The 17,737-nt window shown below is 44.1% G+C and carries 15 protein-coding genes; 8 read left to right on the top strand and 7 right to left on the bottom strand.

The window, feature by feature from the left end:
* The first annotated feature begins 19 nt into the window (after positions 1 to 19).
* Positions 20 to 1,345: a Na+/H+ antiporter family protein gene (locus AB4486_RS02225; protein WP_029235135.1), complete on the top strand. Its 1,326-nt coding sequence runs from the start codon at positions 20 to 22 to the stop codon at positions 1,343 to 1,345.
* A 191-nt stretch (positions 1,346 to 1,536) separates the two neighbouring features.
* Here the strand turns inward: AB4486_RS02225 and AB4486_RS02220 are convergent, their stop codons facing one another.
* Positions 1,537 to 2,166, bottom strand: a complete 630-nt coding sequence (locus tag AB4486_RS02220; RefSeq protein ID WP_017061180.1) for a DsbA family protein — start codon at positions 2,164 to 2,166, stop codon at positions 1,537 to 1,539.
* Between the two features lie 98 nt (positions 2,167 to 2,264).
* Positions 2,265 to 2,603, bottom strand: a complete 339-nt coding sequence (locus AB4486_RS02215) for a Grx4 family monothiol glutaredoxin (protein WP_004741702.1) — start codon at positions 2,601 to 2,603, stop codon at positions 2,265 to 2,267.
* A 269-nt stretch (positions 2,604 to 2,872) separates the two neighbouring features.
* Here AB4486_RS02215 and sodB point away from each other — a divergent pair, with 269 nt between their 5' ends.
* From sodB to AB4486_RS02200, 3 genes are all read left to right on the top strand, one after another.
* Positions 2,873 to 3,457 (top strand): superoxide dismutase [Fe], encoded by a 585-nt coding sequence (sodB, locus tag AB4486_RS02210; RefSeq protein WP_004734050.1) that lies wholly within the window; start codon positions 2,873 to 2,875, stop codon positions 3,455 to 3,457.
* A gap of 247 nt (positions 3,458 to 3,704) precedes the next feature.
* Positions 3,705 to 4,208 (top strand): VC2046/SO_2500 family protein, encoded by a 504-nt coding sequence (locus AB4486_RS02205; protein WP_276202729.1) that lies wholly within the window; start codon positions 3,705 to 3,707, stop codon positions 4,206 to 4,208.
* Positions 4,209 to 4,486: 278 nt separating this feature from the next.
* Positions 4,487 to 5,170 (top strand): SDR family oxidoreductase, encoded by a 684-nt coding sequence (locus AB4486_RS02200; protein WP_017063454.1) that lies wholly within the window; start codon positions 4,487 to 4,489, stop codon positions 5,168 to 5,170.
* Positions 5,171 to 5,356: 186 nt separating this feature from the next.
* On the opposite strand, the gene adhE is transcribed toward AB4486_RS02200, so the two are convergent.
* A complete protein-coding gene (gene adhE, locus AB4486_RS02195) occupies positions 5,357 to 8,062 on the bottom strand; it encodes a bifunctional acetaldehyde-CoA/alcohol dehydrogenase (protein WP_017061183.1) in 2,706 nt (901 codons plus the stop codon).
* A gap of 638 nt (positions 8,063 to 8,700) precedes the next feature.
* Here adhE and AB4486_RS02190 point away from each other — a divergent pair.
* Entirely contained in the window at positions 8,701 to 9,339 is a 639-nt protein-coding gene (locus tag AB4486_RS02190; protein ID WP_004734056.1) for a YchE family NAAT transporter, read from the top strand.
* Positions 9,340 to 9,488: 149 nt separating this feature from the next.
* On the top strand, positions 9,489 to 10,331 hold the full coding sequence (locus AB4486_RS02185) for an ion transporter (RefSeq protein WP_029235134.1): 843 nt from the start codon (positions 9,489 to 9,491) through the stop codon (positions 10,329 to 10,331).
* Positions 10,332 to 10,483: 152 nt separating this feature from the next.
* On the opposite strand, the gene asd is transcribed toward AB4486_RS02185, so the two are convergent.
* Positions 10,484 to 11,602 carry an aspartate-semialdehyde dehydrogenase gene (asd, locus tag AB4486_RS02180; RefSeq protein ID WP_017061186.1) on the bottom strand — a complete coding sequence of 373 codons (1,119 nt, stop codon included), beginning with the start codon at positions 11,600 to 11,602 and terminating at the stop codon, positions 10,484 to 10,486.
* A gap of 500 nt (positions 11,603 to 12,102) precedes the next feature.
* Between asd and nhaC the strand changes: the two genes are divergently transcribed.
* Entirely contained in the window at positions 12,103 to 13,539 is a 1,437-nt protein-coding gene (nhaC, locus tag AB4486_RS02175; RefSeq protein ID WP_050620900.1) for a Na+/H+ antiporter NhaC, read from the top strand.
* Between the two features lie 105 nt (positions 13,540 to 13,644).
* Here the strand turns inward: nhaC and AB4486_RS02170 are convergent, their stop codons facing one another.
* The 3 genes from AB4486_RS02170 to yejK form a co-directional block, all read right to left on the bottom strand.
* Complete coding sequence (locus tag AB4486_RS02170; protein ID WP_229647114.1) at positions 13,645 to 14,823, bottom strand: chemotaxis protein; 1,179 nt, start codon at positions 14,821 to 14,823, stop codon at positions 13,645 to 13,647.
* Between the two features lie 76 nt (positions 14,824 to 14,899).
* Positions 14,900 to 16,300, bottom strand: a complete 1,401-nt coding sequence (locus AB4486_RS02165; protein WP_372116385.1) for an Hpt domain-containing protein — start codon at positions 16,298 to 16,300, stop codon at positions 14,900 to 14,902.
* A gap of 105 nt (positions 16,301 to 16,405) precedes the next feature.
* A complete protein-coding gene (yejK, locus tag AB4486_RS02160) occupies positions 16,406 to 17,410 on the bottom strand; it encodes a nucleoid-associated protein YejK (RefSeq protein ID WP_017061190.1) in 1,005 nt (334 codons plus the stop codon).
* 84 nt (positions 17,411 to 17,494) lie between these two features.
* Here yejK and AB4486_RS02155 point away from each other — a divergent pair, with 84 nt between their 5' ends.
* Positions 17,495 to 17,722: a YejL family protein gene (locus AB4486_RS02155; protein WP_004734063.1), complete on the top strand. Its 228-nt coding sequence runs from the start codon at positions 17,495 to 17,497 to the stop codon at positions 17,720 to 17,722.
* The last annotated feature ends 15 nt before the right edge of the window (positions 17,723 to 17,737 follow it).

Raw genomic sequence — 17,737 nt, 5'->3', positions numbered from 1 at the left:
ACAACATCCCGAGAATAATATGAATCCTGTTGTAATTTCAGTTTGCATCATGCTTGTTTTAGCTTTGATGCGCGTAAACGTAGTCGTTGCTCTGACGTTCAGTGCAATTATCGGTGGCGTAGCCTCTGGTATGAGCTTGAACGACGCAGTCGCGGCTTTCGAAAGTGGGTTAGGCGGCGGTGCAACGATTGCACTTAGCTACGCTATGCTTGGTACATTCGCTGTTGCTATCTCACGTTCTGGTATCACAGATCTCCTTGCTCAAAGTGTTATCAAACGCATTCACGGCAAAGAGAACAGTGCGGCATCGACTGGTCTTAAATACGGCATGCTTGCGTCGTTGATCTTAGTGACCATGTCTTCGCAAAACGTGATTCCGGTACATATCGCCTTCATCCCAATCTTAATCCCACCTCTACTAGGCGTATTCGCAAAAATGAACCTAGACCGTCGTCTAGTTGCGTGTGTGCTGACTTTTGGTCTGATTACACCTTACATGGTGTTACCGATTGGTTTTGGTGGCATCTTCCTAAACAACATCCTGCTTAAAAACCTTCACGACAATGGTCTTGAAAACGTTGTAGCAAGCCAAGTACCTATGGCAATGTTGTTACCAGCAGCAGGCATGATCTTCGGTCTCCTTACTGCAGTATTCTTTACTTACCGTAAGCCTCGCCAATACAAAGAAACCTCTCACACTGTTGTTTCAACAGAAGTGAAAGAGATCAACAAGAAGCACATCCTAGTAGCAGCAGCTGGTATCGTAGCAGCGCTAACAGTTCAACTATCGACTGGCTCTATGATCATCGGTGCTCTAGCGGGTTTCATGGTATTTACCTTCGGTGGCGTTATTGCTTGGAAAGAGACACAAGATGTCTTCACCAAGGGCGTTCACATGATGGCAATGATCGGTTTCATCATGATTGCAGCAGCAGGTTTCGCGGCAGTTATGAAGCAAACAGGTGGCGTTGAATCTCTGGTTGAAGCACTTTCAACAAGCATCGGCGACAATAAGCCTCTAGCAGCACTACTTATGCTAATTGTTGGTCTATTGGTTACTATGGGCATTGGTTCTTCGTTCTCTACGATTCCAATCCTTGCAACTATCTACGTTCCACTAGCAGCAGCATTTGGCTTCTCGCCAATGGCAACAATCGCTCTAGTAGGTACAGCTGCTGCACTTGGTGATGCGGGCTCTCCGGCTTCTGACTCAACATTAGGTCCAACGTCTGGTCTAAATGCTGATGGTCAACACGAGCACGTATGGGAAACCGTAGTACCGACGTTCCTGCACTACAACATCCCACTGATCGTATTCGGTTGGATTGCAGCCATGGTTCTGTAATTAGGTTCTGTAGTTAAACAGTCCTACGCTCACTTTTATAAAGACCGCCTCGTGCGGTCTTTTTTGTCTCTGAGATTCATTCTACTCTTCCTTCCGCTCACTCTCATTGAACTAGCGACACCAAACAAAAAAGGCTTACTCTGATGAGTAAGCCTTAGAAATCATTGCGAATACAGATGACTCTCGCTGAATTACGCAGCGGGAGCATTACTCACTAAAATTTCGCGAATAGACTTAAGCGTCGCTTCCGTTGAATGATAATCCAATTCAACTTCACTAAAGATGCCGTTCACTTCAAGCATTAAGGTCGGGTAAGAAAATACACCCATCGCTTCTTTAAAGCCTAGCTGGTCATCTAACTCACTTTCCAATAACTTGCTAGAAAGGTCATTTTCAAACTGTTGAACATTCATACCTAGCTCTTCAGCCAACTGCAAATGCGTGTCTTGGCTATGAGGCAGCATCGCACGAAGGTAATAAGCATGTTGAATCGCTTCAAGCATCGCTTCGTAGTGGTCTTGAAAACCTGCAGCAATCACGGCACGGCACGCAGGGTAAGTACTGCGAACAGGTTGGCACTCTGTCCAAAAATCATGGTTAAACTCAGTACCCAACTTAGCTTCGATCTGCTTCCAAATCGCTTGCAGCTTGCCTTTCATCTCTTCTGACATTGGCTCATCAGAATCCGGGGCCAAACCACCCACTACATAGTTAAACTCAATGCTCGCAGGCAATTGTTGTTTCAATAACTCAAGTGTTGGCTTGTAACCCCAACACCAGCTGCACATTGGATCATGCACATAATGAAGTTTTACGTTCATTGTTCATTCCTTATCGAGTCAATGATTCGATCAATTCAAACAAAAAAGGAGCCTGATTAAGGCCCCTCATTTTAACTATTCAGCGCAAAGGCTAGAACTTATTCAGCGTCATCGCCAGCAACTTTAGCCGCTGCTTCTTTGATGATTGGCTGAAGTTCGCCTTTTTGGAACATCTCAAGAATGATGTCACAACCACCGATTAGCTCACCTTCAACCCAAAGTTGTGGGAAAGTTGGCCACTGTGCGTAAGCAGGAAGCTCTGCACGGATATCAGGGTTTTGTAGGATATCTACGTAAGCAAATTTTTCGCCACATGCCATTAGAGCTTGAGACGCTTGAGAAGAGAAACCACAGCTAGGTAGCTTAGGAGAACCTTTCATGTACAGTAGAATAGTGTTTTCTTCAATTTGCTGTTTGATTTTATCGATAGTTTCCATTGCTTCCTCGTTAATGGATTACGGCTTTTATTGCCTTTATTCTACCCCAAACTAAAAGAATAAAAACCATATAAAAAAAGCGGTTAACAAGCTAAGCTAACAATTCACACAAAAGTAATGAAATAAGCTTTTAATAAAGTAAAAACTTGCTAAACTATATCGCAAGTCAGCAAATTGACCATGGTTGGCAGTATAGCGAGCCATGAATAATAATATCACTGGAAGCAATCGAAAGAGTTAACTCTTTCATATCAATGGAGAATTGAGCAATGGCATTTGAACTACCGGCTCTTCCTTACGCGAAAGACGCGCTAGAACCACACATCTCAGCAGAAACGCTAGATTTCCACCACGGTAAGCACCACAACACTTACGTTGTTAAGCTAAACGGCCTTATCCCAGGTACTGAGTTTGAAGGCAAAACACTAGAAGAGATCGTTAAGACTTCTACTGGTGGTGTTTTCAATAACGCTGCTCAAATCTGGAACCACACGTTCTACTGGCACTGTCTTGCTCCTAAAGCGGGCGGCGAACCAACTGGCGCTGTTGCAGAAGCTATCAACGCTGCATTCGGTTCTTTCGAAGAATTCAAAGCGAAATTCACTGATTCAGCAATCAACAACTTCGGTTCTTCTTGGACTTGGTTAGTTAAGAAAGCTGACGGTTCTCTAGACATCGTTAACACTTCTAACGCTGCTACTCCTCTAACAGAAGAAGGTGTTACTCCACTTCTAACTGTTGACCTATGGGAACACGCTTACTACATCGATTTCCGCAATGTTCGCCCTGACTACATGGCTGCATTCTGGAACCTAGTAAACTGGTCTTTCGTAGAAGAGAACCTAGCTAAGTAATTATTGCTTACGCTGCGCTATTTATAGCGAGTTATCTATTGAAAGCTCATGCCTCGGCGTGAGCTTTTTTGTATCTGTCGTGTTCCACAAAATCTAAACATTTCGTAATAAACCCGCCAATAGCGCTTACTTCTCGAACTATTGATAGCCTTCTTCCCAACCCTACATAAATTCTCTATTTGCCTGTAATTAAACACTAAAGTTTGCCGACTCCATGCCGTTAAAGGTGTATCCAATGAGAGGCGACATGCAAATACATACTTTAGACAAAGCAGGAATCATCAACGAACTGAAGTTCGGCATCGGGATCAGCCAAGCGGTTGAGCAAGGTCGCCGTGCAGATTTCGCGTTGCTGTTATCTATGTTTTCTAATGATGTCCGTGATTGCACGCCAATTGACACCATTGAAATCACAGAGACAAATGAAGATCGCCTGCGCAAACAATTTGGCGTAGCAGAACCTCAACAACTGCGTTCAAACCAGTCTTCATATGAGATTTCAGCTCAGCAATCGAATCATTTTCATCAAGCTAGCCTTGCCAGCGCCAAACTCAGCCATTACTTGAAACCTGAAGCGCTTGCCTTCATGCCTGAAGATACAGCCGACTTACCCGAAGAGGTTTACCAAAACCTTTCTGGTCATGACCGACGCAAACTCGCAAACAAGCATTTACCTGATTTGCCACATGCCACGCTCTACAATGAGCTAACCACCGCGCAACGTCGGTATCAAATTCAAGCTCAAGTATAGCGATCACCTACCTTTCCCTTTTTCGCTGTCTATCCATAGCTCTTCTTCGACTAACTCGCACACTTCAAAGTATTCACACGAATGATATGAACCACTAGCCTTAGGCAACCTAAAAACACCTGATGTCGGTTACCGCTTGAAGTTACTACAAAATGTGACTTGCCACTAAGTTCATAAAAACTTATTAATTGGCACACCTTAGTTTGAACCAATTCACACCCGTTGTATAAATTTTAACCCATCCTTATCCGACATGGACGATTTGTTTAGGTACTGGGATGGAAATAAAAAGCTCAATCATATTGGTGACATCTGCCGGCTCGCTACTGGGGGGGGCGATTGCGAACCACTTTGTTAACCTTGGAGCCACCGTCATCCTTTGTGATAAAGACACGGAAGCACTTAAAGCGACGTATCTACAGTGTGCCCGGTTTTCTGACTCTGTTTACCACTACACGCTCAAAGGCAATGACAGCCAAGCGATTCTCAGCGTATATGATTTTATTCAAACCACCTTCAACACGACACCCGATGTGCTGGTCAATAACTGGATAAGCTCCCCAATGCCTAGCCTAATTGGCGATCAGCCTGTGAGCAGCTTTATTAATGATCTCTCATCGATGGCATCGACCCTGTTCGCATTTGGGCAAATCAGTGCTGAGAGATTGCGAGAGGAAGATAAGGAAGGCGTGATTGTGAATGTGATATCTCATGATGACTTTCACGATGTGTCTGGCTTAGAGAGCGCAAACTCAATGATCACTGGCTTTACCCATAGTTGGGCGAAAGAGCTGACTCCCTTTGGCATTCGAGTCGGTGGCGTTGTTCCCGCCGTTCATAACTCCGATGGCAAGCTCAACCGATGTCACTGGGCGCAGCTGCAAGACGAGCTGACCAGAACAACCGAATACATTGTCTCGAATGACTACTTCAGTGGGCGAGTTGTCGCGGCAGAGGTTTAACTCCCTATTCCAATTGAACATGACTGGCTCAGCTCATATTAAGTAGCAGAGCTATTGCCTCTCAATCCGTTTTACAAACGAACCAAACATAAAAAAAGCCCCAGTCTCTCGACTGGGGCTTTCATCTTTTCCCGATAGATAAGTATCGTGCTAGCGAAAACTTATCTCAAAACTAATGCTTACTTATTATGCGTTAGCTTTTTCTTTTTTAGCTTTTGGCGCTTTCGCTTCAGCTGGCTTTTGGTCTGCTTTCTTAAGGATAACTGTAGTACCTTCGAAAGTTTCGCCTTCAACGTATGGTTGGCCGAAGTAAGAAGTTGTTAGAACTTCTTTTAGCTCAGTGATTAGAGGGTAACGTGGGTTAGCACCTGTACACTGGTCATCGAACGCTTCAACAGCTAGCTCGTCTAGTTTAGCGATGAAGTCAGACTCGTTAACACCCGCAGCTTGGATAGATAGTGGGATGTCTAGGTCAACTTTAAGCTCTTCTAACCAAGTCAGTAGACGTTCAATCTTCTGAGCTGTACGGTCACCAGCTTGGCTTAGGCCTAGGTGGTCAGCAACTTCAGCGTAACGACGACGTGCTTGTGGACGGTCGTACTGAGAGAATGCAGTCTGCTTAGTTGGGTTATCGTTCGCGTTGTAACGTACAACGTTTGAGATAAGTAGTGCGTTAGCAAGACCGTGTGGTAGGTGGAACTCAGCACCAATTTTGTGAGCCATTGAGTGACACACACCTAGGAATGCGTTCGCAAATGCTACACCAGCGATAGTTGCTGCGTTGTGTACTTTCTCACGAGCTATTGGGTCAGCCGCACCATTTTTGTAGCTTGATGGTAGGTATTCTTTAAGCATCTTAAGAGCTTGAAGAGCTTGACCGTCTGAGTACTCGTTCGCTAGAACAGATACGTAAGCTTCAAGAGCGTGAGTTACTGCATCGTAACCACCGAACGCTGTTAGAGACTTAGGCATGTTCATTACTAGGTTCGCATCAACGATAGCCATGTTTGGCGTGATTTCGTAATCAGCTAGTGGGTATTTAGCACCAGTCTTGTCGTCAGTAACAACAGCGAATGGAGTAACCTCTGAACCTGTACCTGAAGTTGTAGTGATACATACAAGCTCAGCTTTTTGACCCATTTTAGGGAACTTGTAGATACGTTTACGGATGTCCATAAAGCGCATTGCTAGTTCTTCGAAGTGAGTTTCTGGGTGCTCGTACATAACCCACATGATCTTAGCAGCATCCATTGGAGAACCGCCACCTAGAGCAAGGATTACGTCAGGTTGGAAGCTCTTCATTGCTTCAGCGCCTTTCTCAACAACAGATAGCGTTGGATCCGCTTCTACGTCGAAGAAAGTTTGAACTTCGATGCCTTGTGCTTTAAGCAAGCTAACTACGTCATCTGCGTAACCGTTGTTGAATAGGAAACGGTCAGTTACTAGGAATGCGCGTTTCTTACCTTCTAGGTCGCTCATTGCGATTGGAAGGCTACCACGACGGAAGTAGATAGACTTAGGTAGTTTGTGCCACAACATGTTTTCAGCTCGCTTCGCTACAGTTTTCTTGTTGATAAGGTGCTTAGGACCTACGTTCTCAGAGATAGAGTTACCACCCCATGAACCACAACCTAGAGTTAGAGAAGGTGCAACGTTGAAGTTGTACAGGTCACCGATACCACCGTGAGTAGTCGGGATGTTGATTAGGATACGAGCAGTCTTCATCTTGTCACCGAAGTAACGGATGCGGTCTGCGTTAGTATCTTGGTTAGTGTAAAGACCAGATGTGTGACCGATACCACCGATTTCAACCATAGTTACCGCTTGAGCAACTGCGTCTTCGAAGTCATCTGCGCGGAATAGACCTAGAGTTGGAGATAGTTTCTCGTGAGCGAATTCGTCATCGTAAGAAACTTTACCAAGACCTTCACCTACAAGTACTTTTGTATCAGCAGGAACTTTAACACCAGCCATTTCAGCGATTGCTGGAGCAGGTTGACCTACGATTTTAGCGTTTAGGTTGCCGTCGATAAGCAGAACTTTACGTACTTTATCAGCGTCAGCTTTAGATAGAACGTGAGCTTTGTGAGAAGCGAAACGCTCTTTAACTTCGTCATATACTTCGCTAACTACGATTGCAGCTTGCTCAGAAGCACATACTACGCCGTTATCGAAAGTCTTAGACATAAGGATAGATGCTACAGCACGTTTGATGTCAGCTGTTTCATCGATAACGACAGGAACGTTACCAGCACCAACACCGATAGCAGGCTTACCTGAAGAGTATGCTGCTTTAACCATGCCTGGACCACCAGTAGCAAGGATAAGTGCGATACCGTCGTGCTTCATAAGCGCGTTAGAAAGCTCTACAGATGGTTGGTCGATCCAACCGATGATGTCTCTTGGAGCACCAGCGGCAACAGCTGCGTCTAGAACTAGTTTCGCTGCGTCGTTAGTTGAGTTCTTTGCACGTGGGTGTGGCGAGAAGATGATGCCGTTACGTGTCTTAAGAGAAATTAGAGATTTGAAGATTGCTGTAGAAGTTGGGTTCGTTGTTGGAACGATACCACAGATGATACCTACAGGCTCAGCGATAGTCATTGTGCCTAGGTTGTCATCTTCTTCTAAGATGCCACATGTTTTTTCGTCTTTGTATTTGTTGTAGATAAATTCAGATGCAAAGTGGTTTTTGATAACCTTATCTTCAACAATACCCATTCCAGATTCAGCAACTGCTTGTTGAGCAAGTGGAATACGAGCGTGGTTAGCAGCAAGAGAAGCTGCGCGGAAGATTGCGTCTACTTTCTCTTGAGAGAATGTTGCAAACTCTTCTTGTGCTGCTTTAACGCGAGCTACTAGAGCATCAAGTTCCGCTAAGTTAGTTACAGGCATGGTGGATCTCCTAAAATAATAAATATTAAAAACTTTTTATTAAATTCGCTGCTTGCCGTTAACCTTAAACACCAGCGTTCTTAGTAAATTGCTTTCAGGGCTGAGTATATTATTTCACTGTGTGAAAAAAATTGACCCAGATCAGTTACCCAAAAAGAATTAACCAGAAAGTAGTAAGGCAATCGCAAAAATGAACTTAAGAGCATGATTTATATAGATTAAACTCACACTTTTCGTTCGCGCAAAAAACAAGCAAACAGACAACTTTTTTCTACATAGCGTAATAAACTGTAAAAAAGTTTCATTTTTAGTCCGTTAAATTACATGTATACAGCTATATTCGTGCTACTGAGAGTATATCCATAGCGTTGTACGGGCTAGATTCTGACATAATTTTTATTAATTTCGTGCGTCGGTTAACAGTTACTCAATAATAAATTACAAAATGAAACACTACCAACTAGCTTGCAACAGGCTTAAAACAAAAGTGAGATTCAATTAGTTTTTCTAAAAAGAATCACCCATTTCAAGTTAGTTTTTTTCATTCGCGTAAATTGAGTTTGTCCCTTACATTACGCGCCTAAACTATTCACAGATCAACCCTTCAACCTTAAGTACGCTAACTGGAGATCGCTCTCATGCAAGGCTTAGAACTCGCAATTTTTATGCAATTCTTCCTTGGGCTTGTTGCTGCCGTAAACCCAATCGGCATCATGCCTGTTTTTGTTTCTCTTACTGCTCATATGCCGCCAGAAGAGAGGAACAGGACAGCCTTACAAGCAAATATTGCTGTTGCCGTGATCCTCATTGTCTCTCTTGTTGCGGGGCAAATGCTGCTTGATATGTTTAGTATCTCGCTGGACTCATTCCGTGTTGCAGGTGGTTTACTATTACTGAGCATCGCATTTTCGATGATGAGCGGTAAGCTCGGTGAAGATAAGCAGAACAAACAAGAAAAATCTGAATACATCAGCAAAGAGCAAATCGGTGTTGTTCCACTGGCTATGCCGCTAATGGCAGGCCCAGGTGCTATCAGCTCGACCATTGTTTACGGGTCTCGCTACCCTGCTGCTATTGATACGGTCGGCATCGGCATTAGTATCATCGCATTCGCAACATGCTCTTGGCTTTTGTTCCGTTCAGCGCCGGTTATCGTTCGCTTTTTAGGTCAAACGGGTATCAACGTGATCACTCGTATCATGGGCCTGATTCTTGGCGCATTGGGCATCGAGTTCATCGCCAATGGTCTACGCAATCTGTTCCCAGGCTTGGCATAACGTTTAACAACATTTCGGTTGCTCTATAAAGGGCAACAATATTGAAATATAGATGAGGCGAGTAAAGCAATTGGGCTTTCACTCGCCTCGTTATTATGAAGCTTGTATAATGACTGTTAATGCATTTAACAGAAGACGAACCTCTCCTTATGTCACGCAAGCCACTCAAGCATCATTTGTACGTCATTATCTTTGGTACTCACACGCCAGCCGGACGTGCATTTGATATAACTCTGATCGTTGCAATCTTGGCTTCGCTGTTGGTTCTGATCTTAGAATCCATCCCTAATGTGATGACCGAATGGTCACAACAGCTGCGTTATATCGAATACACCTTCACTGCACTCTTCACTCTTGAGTATTTGTTAAGGCTCTATTGCTCCCCAAAGCCAAAATCTTACGCCACCAGTTTTTATGGTGTCGTTGACCTATTGGCGATTCTTCCGACCTACCTAGCAATCATCTTCCCAGGCGCTTCATTTATGGGTGTGGTGAGACTGCTGCGTGTGATGCGTATCTTCCGAATTCTAAAGCTGGTTCGCTACCTGCAAGATTCCAATATTCTGTTGCGCTCACTATTAATGGCACGACGAAAGATACTGATCTTCTTTAGCACCGTCGGCATCTTGGTGGTTATCTTTGGCGCCTTGATCTTTGTTATTGAAGGTCCTGACAATGGCTTCACCAGTATTCCTCACAGTATCTATTGGGCCATCGTGACTATCACTACGGTAGGTTATGGTGACATGGTGCCGCAGACCGCGCTTGGTAAAGCCATAGCATCACTGACCATGCTATTGGGTTACTCTATCTTAGCAGTGCCAACCGGGATCATTACTGCAGAACTCAGTAATGAGATGAACTCGCACAAAGAATTGGTTAAGTGCCCGAACTGTAACCGAGCGGGTCATGATTCAGACGCCATGTATTGCAAGCACTGTGCTAGCGAATTAGCGGATCCAGACAAGCGTGTCGTCACCGACGAGAAATAAAAGCAGACACGAGATTCGAGTAGCGAGATGCGAAGAGATTTAAGGGCAGTTTCGAGGGCCGAATAACGAGGTAGCAATAAACTAAAAAGGGTTGACGTTTGTCGTCAACCCTTTCGGTTTATCAGCTAATAGAATTTAAGCAATCTTGCCTATTACGATTTCTCAGCAAGGATAATGCGTAGAGTACGACGTAGTGGTTCTGCAGCACCCCAAAGTAGTTGGTCACCAACCGTGAAGGCGTTTAGGAAGTCGTTACCCATCGACATCTTACGCAGACGACCGACAGGTACAGACATTGTGCCTGTTACTTTCGCTGGTGTTAGCTCCTGTGCCGTGATGTCGCGGTCATTAGGAATCACTTTAACCCAATCATTGTGCGTTGCGATGATCTCTTCGATCTCGTCCATTGGCACGTCTTGCTTAAGCTTGATCGTTAGTGCTTGAGCGTGACAACGCATTGCACCGATTCGTACACAAGTACCATCAATTGGGATTGGCTGACCATCTAGACCAAGAATCTTGTTCGCTTCAACACCGGCTTTCCACTCTTCTTTACTCTGACCGTTTTCACGCTTCACATCGATCCAAGGAATCAGTGAGCCTGCAAGCGGAGCACCAAATTGGTCTGTTGGGAATGAAGATGAACGAATCGTATCAGCCACTTTCTTATCGATATCAAGAATTGAGCTTGAAGGGTTTGCTAACTCAGAACTTACGCTGTCGTTGATCACACCCATTTGTGAGATCAGCTCACGCATGTTCTTAGCACCCGCACCAGAAGCTGCTTGGTAAGTCATGGCACTCATCCACTCAACCATGCCTTTCTCGTACAGACCACCTAGAGCCATAAGCATTAAGCTCACAGTACAGTTACCGCCAACGAACGTGTTGGTGCCGCTGTGAATGCCTTGCTGGATTTGAGCCAAGTTAACAGGATCAAGAGTGATGATTGAATCAGCATCCATACGCAGAGTAGATGCTGCATCAATCCAGTAACCTTTCCAACCTGCTTGACGCAGTGCTGGGTATACTTTTGATGTGTAATCGCCGCCTTGACAGGTAATCACAGCATCAAGCTGTTTTAGGCTATCAATATCAAAAGCGTCTTGAAGTAGACCCGCATCTTTACCACCTAAAACAGGGGCAGGAATACCAATCTGAGATGTGCTGTAATAAACAGGCTCAATCAAGTCGAAGTCTTTCTCTTCAACCATACGTTGCATCAGTACAGAACCAACCATACCGCGCCAACCAACTAGACCTACTCTCATCGCTCACTCTCCATGTATAAATTAAAAATTGCTCTCCCCCATCTATAAGTTTTTCAGAAACAGAACTCAAGTGCTTTTTGTCAAAAAGTGTAACTTTTTCGTTTCTTTTAAGTGAACGTAATGAATCGTGCAGTTATCTCTGTATCGACATTCCATCTCCACCTCATTGATTAAGCGTCCATTATCGTCAAATTCAAACATTTACATCGCCAAAGTCGATTCAATCGACGCTCATCACAAACAGTAAATCCCTCTTTTAAACCAAGGTTAATCAGAGTTTTATTTTACAAAACGAAAACAACGTGCGACAGATTTCAACATGTAACAATCATGAATGTAACAAAAATTTAGATTATGAAACCACAATTGATTGAGTTAACAGTCAAATATCACAACTTGGGCGTATTTTTTCGATATAATAAACTAATTACTGTAGTGTCCGTTTTGCACCACACACTATAACGAAGCACTATAAATGCTCGAAATCACAAGAGGCTTTTATGAAGCAGAGTAAAACTCGCCTACCGAACCTATTGCAGGTATTCATCGCGTTAGGACTATTTCTATCCCTTGCTTTTTCCTTTACTGCAAAGCTTGACCTTCCAATTCAACTTGCCTTGTATATTGGCTGGTTCATTATCATGGTTCTTGGTATTCGTCTTGGACACCAATACAAAGACTTAGAAAAAGCAGCACTCAAAGGAATATCCAATGGCTTAGGCGCGGTTTTAATACTTTTAGCCGTTGGCGCTCTTGTTGGTACTTGGATCTCAGGCGGGATCGTACCTACTATCATTTACTATGGTCTGAAAGCTATCCACCCTTCTATCTTCCTTTTAGCGACCATGATCATCTGTTCTCTAACTGCATTGGCGACCGGTACTTCTTGGGGTGCTGCGGGTACAGCAGGTATCGCGATGATGGGTATCGGCCAAGGCCTAGGTGTTCCAGCACCGATTACTGCAGGTGCCGTGCTGTCAGGCTGTTACTTCGGTGACAAGATGTCTCCTCTTTCTGATTCAGTGATTCTGGCTTCTTCAATGTCTGGTGTTGAAGTGGTTGAACACATCAAGGGCATGCTTCCAGTTGCGTTAATCAGCTACGTGATTACAGGCATCATGTTTACTGCGTTTGGTTTCCACTACGCGGGCAACGTTGACATGAGCCAAGTAGACTCTGTAATCAAAGCAATGGAAGTTCAATTCTACATCACGCCTTACTCATTCGTTCCGGTACTTATCGTGCTTGGTCTGTTGGCTTTCCGTATGCCTTCATTCCCGGTCATCAGTTTTGGTTCTCTGCTGGGTATTATCTGGGCAGTCATGATCCAAGATATCGACTTCCTAACGGCATTCAACACTGCTTGGGCACCGTTCTCAATCTCATCTGGCGTAGAGTTTATTGATTCGATTCTTAACCGTGGCGGCATGTCTTCAATGCTAGGTTCAGTTGCGGTTATCGTATTTGGTCTAGGTTTCGGTGGCTTACTGGATAAAGTGGGCGTACTAGAGACAATCGCTAAGGTGTTTGAGCGCCGCGTAAACAGCGCAGGCTCACTAGCGACGAGCACAATTGGTACGGCTTTCATGGGTAACGTGTTCGGTTCTGCAATGTACGTATCGTTAATCCTTACGCCAAAAATCTGTGCGAAAAACTACGACCGTTTAGGCTACAAGCGTAAGAACCTATCTCGTAATGCTGAGTTTGGTGGCACGCTAACATCGGGTATGGTTCCGTGGAGTGATAACGGTATCTACATGGCGAGTATTCTTGGTGTTGCGACGCTGTCTTACGCGCCCTTCATGTGGTTAAGCTTCATTTGTATCATCGTGACTATTGTGACGTCTTACATGGGTTGGTTCGTTGATAAATGTGAACCAACAGCACCGGCGTTTGAAGCTGAAGAAGCGACCGAGTTAAACAAGCAACAAGCTTAAGTTCAGGAGCTAACGCTTTCGAACGTAACTCAAAACGTTAATGGATAAATGCAAAAAGAGCGCCCTAGAGCGCTCTTTTTTTGATCTGCTGATTTACTTATTTATCTATTTCTTGGCGGTTCGTTTACCCAACCAGTAACCGATGCCTAACGGTGCAAAGAACACCACTAAGATAAACAAGATGAAGTAAATAATCACACCTTTGATTAACTCCATCAGTTTATCAATCGCCAGTACCACCACCTCTTGAGAGACACGATCAAGGTCTTGCGTGAACAGTTCTCTTTCTGAAGTCACAATGCCGGCAATCTCGATGCGCTCTTTCGCAATCATCTCTACCAGAGCTTCTCTCTCACGTGTCACCATTTTTTCTAATGCCACACGCTCTTCAGTGAGCATTGCTAATTTTTGGTCTGTCTTGTCGCTAAGATCGTTGAGTAGAGGCTGCATTTCTGTCGACATAATAGAAGCCAGTGTTTGCATGTACTCCGGGTTGTTCTCAATGAAGTCTTGCATGCTTTCTGATGTTTGACGAAGGCTTTCCAGCGTCATCGATAGGTCTTCACCCGTTAGTGAGCTATTTAATGCAACCAGCTCCGCCTTCCACGACATCAGTTTCGGTGTCTGGTCAGCCATAAGGCTTAAACGATCAGATGCGTCACTCATGGCTTCTGGCATGGTGCCTAAGCTCTGAACGATTTGCGATTCGTCTTTACCAAGGTAACTTAGCCATTCACGGTAAGCAGGTGTGCTTCTGAATGTGAGGTCTTTAAATGGGTGGCTAGCAGCAAACTGCGCAACGAACGCTTTGCTGTTTTTGAAATCACTGGAGCTCAATACACCCTTTGCCAGCTTCTCGGCTTCTTGATCAAGAAAACGAGCTGTCTCTACTGCATTATCCGTCACGAACAGATCCGCGCCGTCGCCTTGGCTATAAAACTGATTCATTTGAGCAGTGAAAACCCACGAGTCAATTAACGCAGACATAGGGGAAGTTTGGTAAGCCGCTTGTTGTAAACCCTGCTCTGCATGGATCTTCCAAAGCAACACATAAGATTGATGTAAGGTGTCATCAGCAGGGTAAGATTGCGCGATGAGATCGGCTGAGTCTTCTACTCGTGTAAAGAACATCTTGGCGTATTCACGCGTCATGATCCGAGCATTTAACTCTTGTTGAGTGAGAGGCGTCGTTTGACTATCTAACTTAACTTCTAAGAGAGAACAACCACTTAGCACAATGCTAAGCACCAACACCATCCAACTTCGACTCGAAACTCGTAACATATAAACCTCTGACAAAGACTAAGGGCGCGGATTGTATGAGCGCTTCGTCAGAGTATTGTCAAAAATCCTGTAAAAGTTAACGCTGACTGTCTAAATATTCATGAGCAGAATCCACAGAGGCTTTTATGGCCTTCTCTAATTCAGCTAAATCATGTTCACTGATCGCTCTGGACTGCTTCATTGTCATTTCAATACTTGCGGCAATGATGGCTAATCGAGACGCTTTAATACTGCCAGCCACACCTTTTAAGCTATGTACAATGCGAGCAGCGGTGGTTTCATCTTTGGTCAGCAAAGACTTAAACTTCTCGTAGTCACCTGCGTGGTCTTGTACAAACACACCAAGCAAGAGTTCGACAGACTCAGCGTCACCATCGAGCGTTTCTAACATGTCTTCAATATCAATCGCAGGCTTTGAATCTGTGACACTGGCAACGTGTTTCTCGACTACTGGTGCCTGCTCAGAGGCTTGCTGAATAGAGTCTTGTACAACGGGTTGGCTTGTAACGTTAACGCTCTGCATAGGTTGAGAGGCGGAAGACTGGCGCGTTGGCCTGTTCTCGGATACATAAGCGTCACTATCTGCTTGTTTCACTGCTGAGGAAACAACATCGCTACAAGAAGCGTCTTCCTTACTTGAATTAATTTCTAGTTCAGAGCTGAGTTCTTGGTCTGCTTCTTTCATCGTTTTTGTGGACCTAACGCCCCAAAACACTATCCCGCTCATCGCCACCAAGCTTAAGCCTAGCATCACCAACAATAGGTTGAATTGACGATCATGGAACTCAGCTTCGAGTTTTATGATCTGTTCATTTACTGAGTTTTTCTTAATCTTATCAACCAAATAGTTAAGCTGAGCGTAATCACTCAACAATGCTGACGCATCAGCCAGTAGTTGTTGGAGTGCATCTTGTTCTTCGTTTTCTAAGGAATAAGATTTTTCTAGAATGGAATCAAAGGCGCGATAAGTCGCTGACGAACTTTGATTTTCAGAATACATGGCTTCAAATACCACAACACCGAATTCGTTGAGGAGCGGTTTTAGCTGAGGGGAAAGCTCTTTATCAGCACGCAAGATCTTAATGTTATCAACGATGTCTTGAACTTGGCTTTCTATTGGAATGAACTCATCGAACTTTTCTAGGAACTGATCAGCTACGTACAACAGTTGGTTGACATCAGGACGAAACAAGGCGTGTTGGAAATCAGATTCAATCTGCAGTCGGATCGAATAAACCAACTGAGCATCGAGTGCGAGATCATTGATACGAGAGACTCGAAGCGGTTCTGAGAAATAAAGCGATTGCCTCAATTCGTTGACTCGAATACCGAGCTCTTCGATTTGAGCTAGAGAATTGGTGTAGGAACGGCTTAGATTAAGAAGAGCCAATGAAGGAAGTAACCACAGAGCCAAGAGCACAACCAAAAAGGTGGCTGGTTTTTTAAAGCGTTTGGGCTTTGCTACTGATTGTTCCATCTATATTCCTTGTGCGTGTTAACTTGAAGCCATGACCGTAGCTAAAAGATTAAGCACAAAATAAGCGACAACGTCCTGCTGCCGCTTTTATCCGTTAACTTCGGACTATGACTTATTGCGAGTCAGTTGGTCACGTAAGTTCGGTGGAGTGCCTTTAATCGTTAGCGTGTCTGTCTCCGGATCGTAAAAGATACGTTCGCCTAGAAGCAGACTATCAAAACTAACATTCAAACCGCCACCAGCACCAACAAATTTTGTTAGTTTACGCATAGTTGCGCGATCGGCTGGGAAGCTGTCTTCTAACTCGTAGCCTTGCTCACTAGTATAGTCAAAGAAGCTTGTGCCATCTGTGCTTGCTGGCAACTCACCAGAAAGTTCACGAACTTGTACTTCATCGCCCGCTTTAAGCTGCTCGTTACAGTAATCCGCAACCTGCTTTTTGTAGCTGATCGCTTCTTCTTTCTCTAATTTAGAGTCAGAAACGAAGTCTTCTACCGCTTGCATCAGTACTTGGTTCTGCTGTTTCGCATCCAAACCGACTTCAGCTTGTAAGAAATCTAAGAAGAAATCCGCGACTTTACGGCCAACACGTCCTTTAATGTAAGTTAAGTAACGGTTTGACTCTTTATCAGTCTCATAAGTTGAAAGGTCTAGACGAGCCGCGATATCCATTTTTGAGATATCAAGGTAGTCAGTCGCACTAATATCAAGCCCTTCAGTTACCTTTAGGCTTTGGTTTGAAGGCAATAAACCAATGAAAAGGTAATCTGTTGCAAGTGACTGATATTCAGCCATTACCAAGATACCTTCGTCAGCGAATGGGTACTTTGATAGTTCGTCTTTTAGACGTTGCGCACTCTTTTGAGAAAAATCGTAAAAGTTTGTCTCACCAGCACGAAGTTGATGCAACCACTGCTGGAATTCGCTGTCAGATTTGAAAGAACCAAACCCTTTGCCTGCTTTTGAATTAAAAACACGGTGAAGTTCAGCAACTAGGCTTTCAGATGAAGCATCGTTTTCTAGAGATTCAGCACGATAGTTAACAATCAGCTCATCCTGATCGTTCTTGCTCAGCTGGTGTAAAATTACGTTGGAAAGGTGAAGGCTCATAGTGAAAATATTACCGTTCAGGTTTCAGTTGTCGTGCATAGTAGGTTATCATAAGCCGCTTTTACTATCATTATTAGAGTCCTTATGCCGATTATATCTAAATACACAGATGATCAAGTTGAAAAAATCCTAGCTGAAGTAGGTGCTGTACTAACTAAGCACAAAGCTTCGCCAGAACTTTCACTGATGATCGCTGGAAATATCGCAACCAATGTCTTAAATCAGAATGTTGCTGCTTCACAACGCAAAGGAATTGCTGAAAAATTTGCCGAGGCTTTAATTTCTTCTCTTGAAGATAAAAAGTCTCACTAAATTTGATTGACGGAT

Source organism: Vibrio sp. 10N.222.55.C6 (assembly GCF_041473395.1).
Taxonomy (GTDB): domain Bacteria; phylum Pseudomonadota; class Gammaproteobacteria; order Enterobacterales; family Vibrionaceae; genus Vibrio; species Vibrio crassostreae_C.
The sequence above is the reverse complement of the archived record's forward strand: the minus strand, read 5'-3'. Positions and strand labels throughout refer to the sequence as shown.

Coding starts and splice junctions, on each gene's coding strand:
- AB4486_RS02170 (WP_229647114.1), bottom strand. CDS start 14,823: ATGTTACGAGTTTCGAGTCGAAGTTGGATGGTGTTGGTGCTTAGCATT.
- AB4486_RS02220 (WP_017061180.1), bottom strand. CDS start 2,166: ATGAACGTAAAACTTCATTATGTGCATGATCCAATGTGCAGCTGGTGT.
- AB4486_RS02205 (WP_276202729.1), top strand. CDS start 3,705: ATGCAAATACATACTTTAGACAAAGCAGGAATCATCAACGAACTGAAG.
- sodB (WP_004734050.1), top strand. CDS start 2,873: ATGGCATTTGAACTACCGGCTCTTCCTTACGCGAAAGACGCGCTAGAA.
- AB4486_RS02165 (WP_372116385.1), bottom strand. CDS start 16,300: ATGGAACAATCAGTAGCAAAGCCCAAACGCTTTAAAAAACCAGCCACC.
- AB4486_RS02185 (WP_029235134.1), top strand. CDS start 9,489: ATGTCACGCAAGCCACTCAAGCATCATTTGTACGTCATTATCTTTGGT.
- yejK (WP_017061190.1), bottom strand. CDS start 17,410: ATGAGCCTTCACCTTTCCAACGTAATTTTACACCAGCTGAGCAAGAAC.
- nhaC (WP_050620900.1), top strand. CDS start 12,103: ATGAAGCAGAGTAAAACTCGCCTACCGAACCTATTGCAGGTATTCATC.
- adhE (WP_017061183.1), bottom strand. CDS start 8,062: ATGCCTGTAACTAACTTAGCGGAACTTGATGCTCTAGTAGCTCGCGTT.
- AB4486_RS02225 (WP_029235135.1), top strand. CDS start 20: ATGAATCCTGTTGTAATTTCAGTTTGCATCATGCTTGTTTTAGCTTTG.
- AB4486_RS02200 (WP_017063454.1), top strand. CDS start 4,487: ATGGAAATAAAAAGCTCAATCATATTGGTGACATCTGCCGGCTCGCTA.
- AB4486_RS02190 (WP_004734056.1), top strand. CDS start 8,701: ATGCAAGGCTTAGAACTCGCAATTTTTATGCAATTCTTCCTTGGGCTT.
- asd (WP_017061186.1), bottom strand. CDS start 11,602: ATGAGAGTAGGTCTAGTTGGTTGGCGCGGTATGGTTGGTTCTGTACTG.
- AB4486_RS02155 (WP_004734063.1), top strand. CDS start 17,495: ATGCCGATTATATCTAAATACACAGATGATCAAGTTGAAAAAATCCTA.
- AB4486_RS02215 (WP_004741702.1), bottom strand. CDS start 2,603: ATGGAAACTATCGATAAAATCAAACAGCAAATTGAAGAAAACACTATT.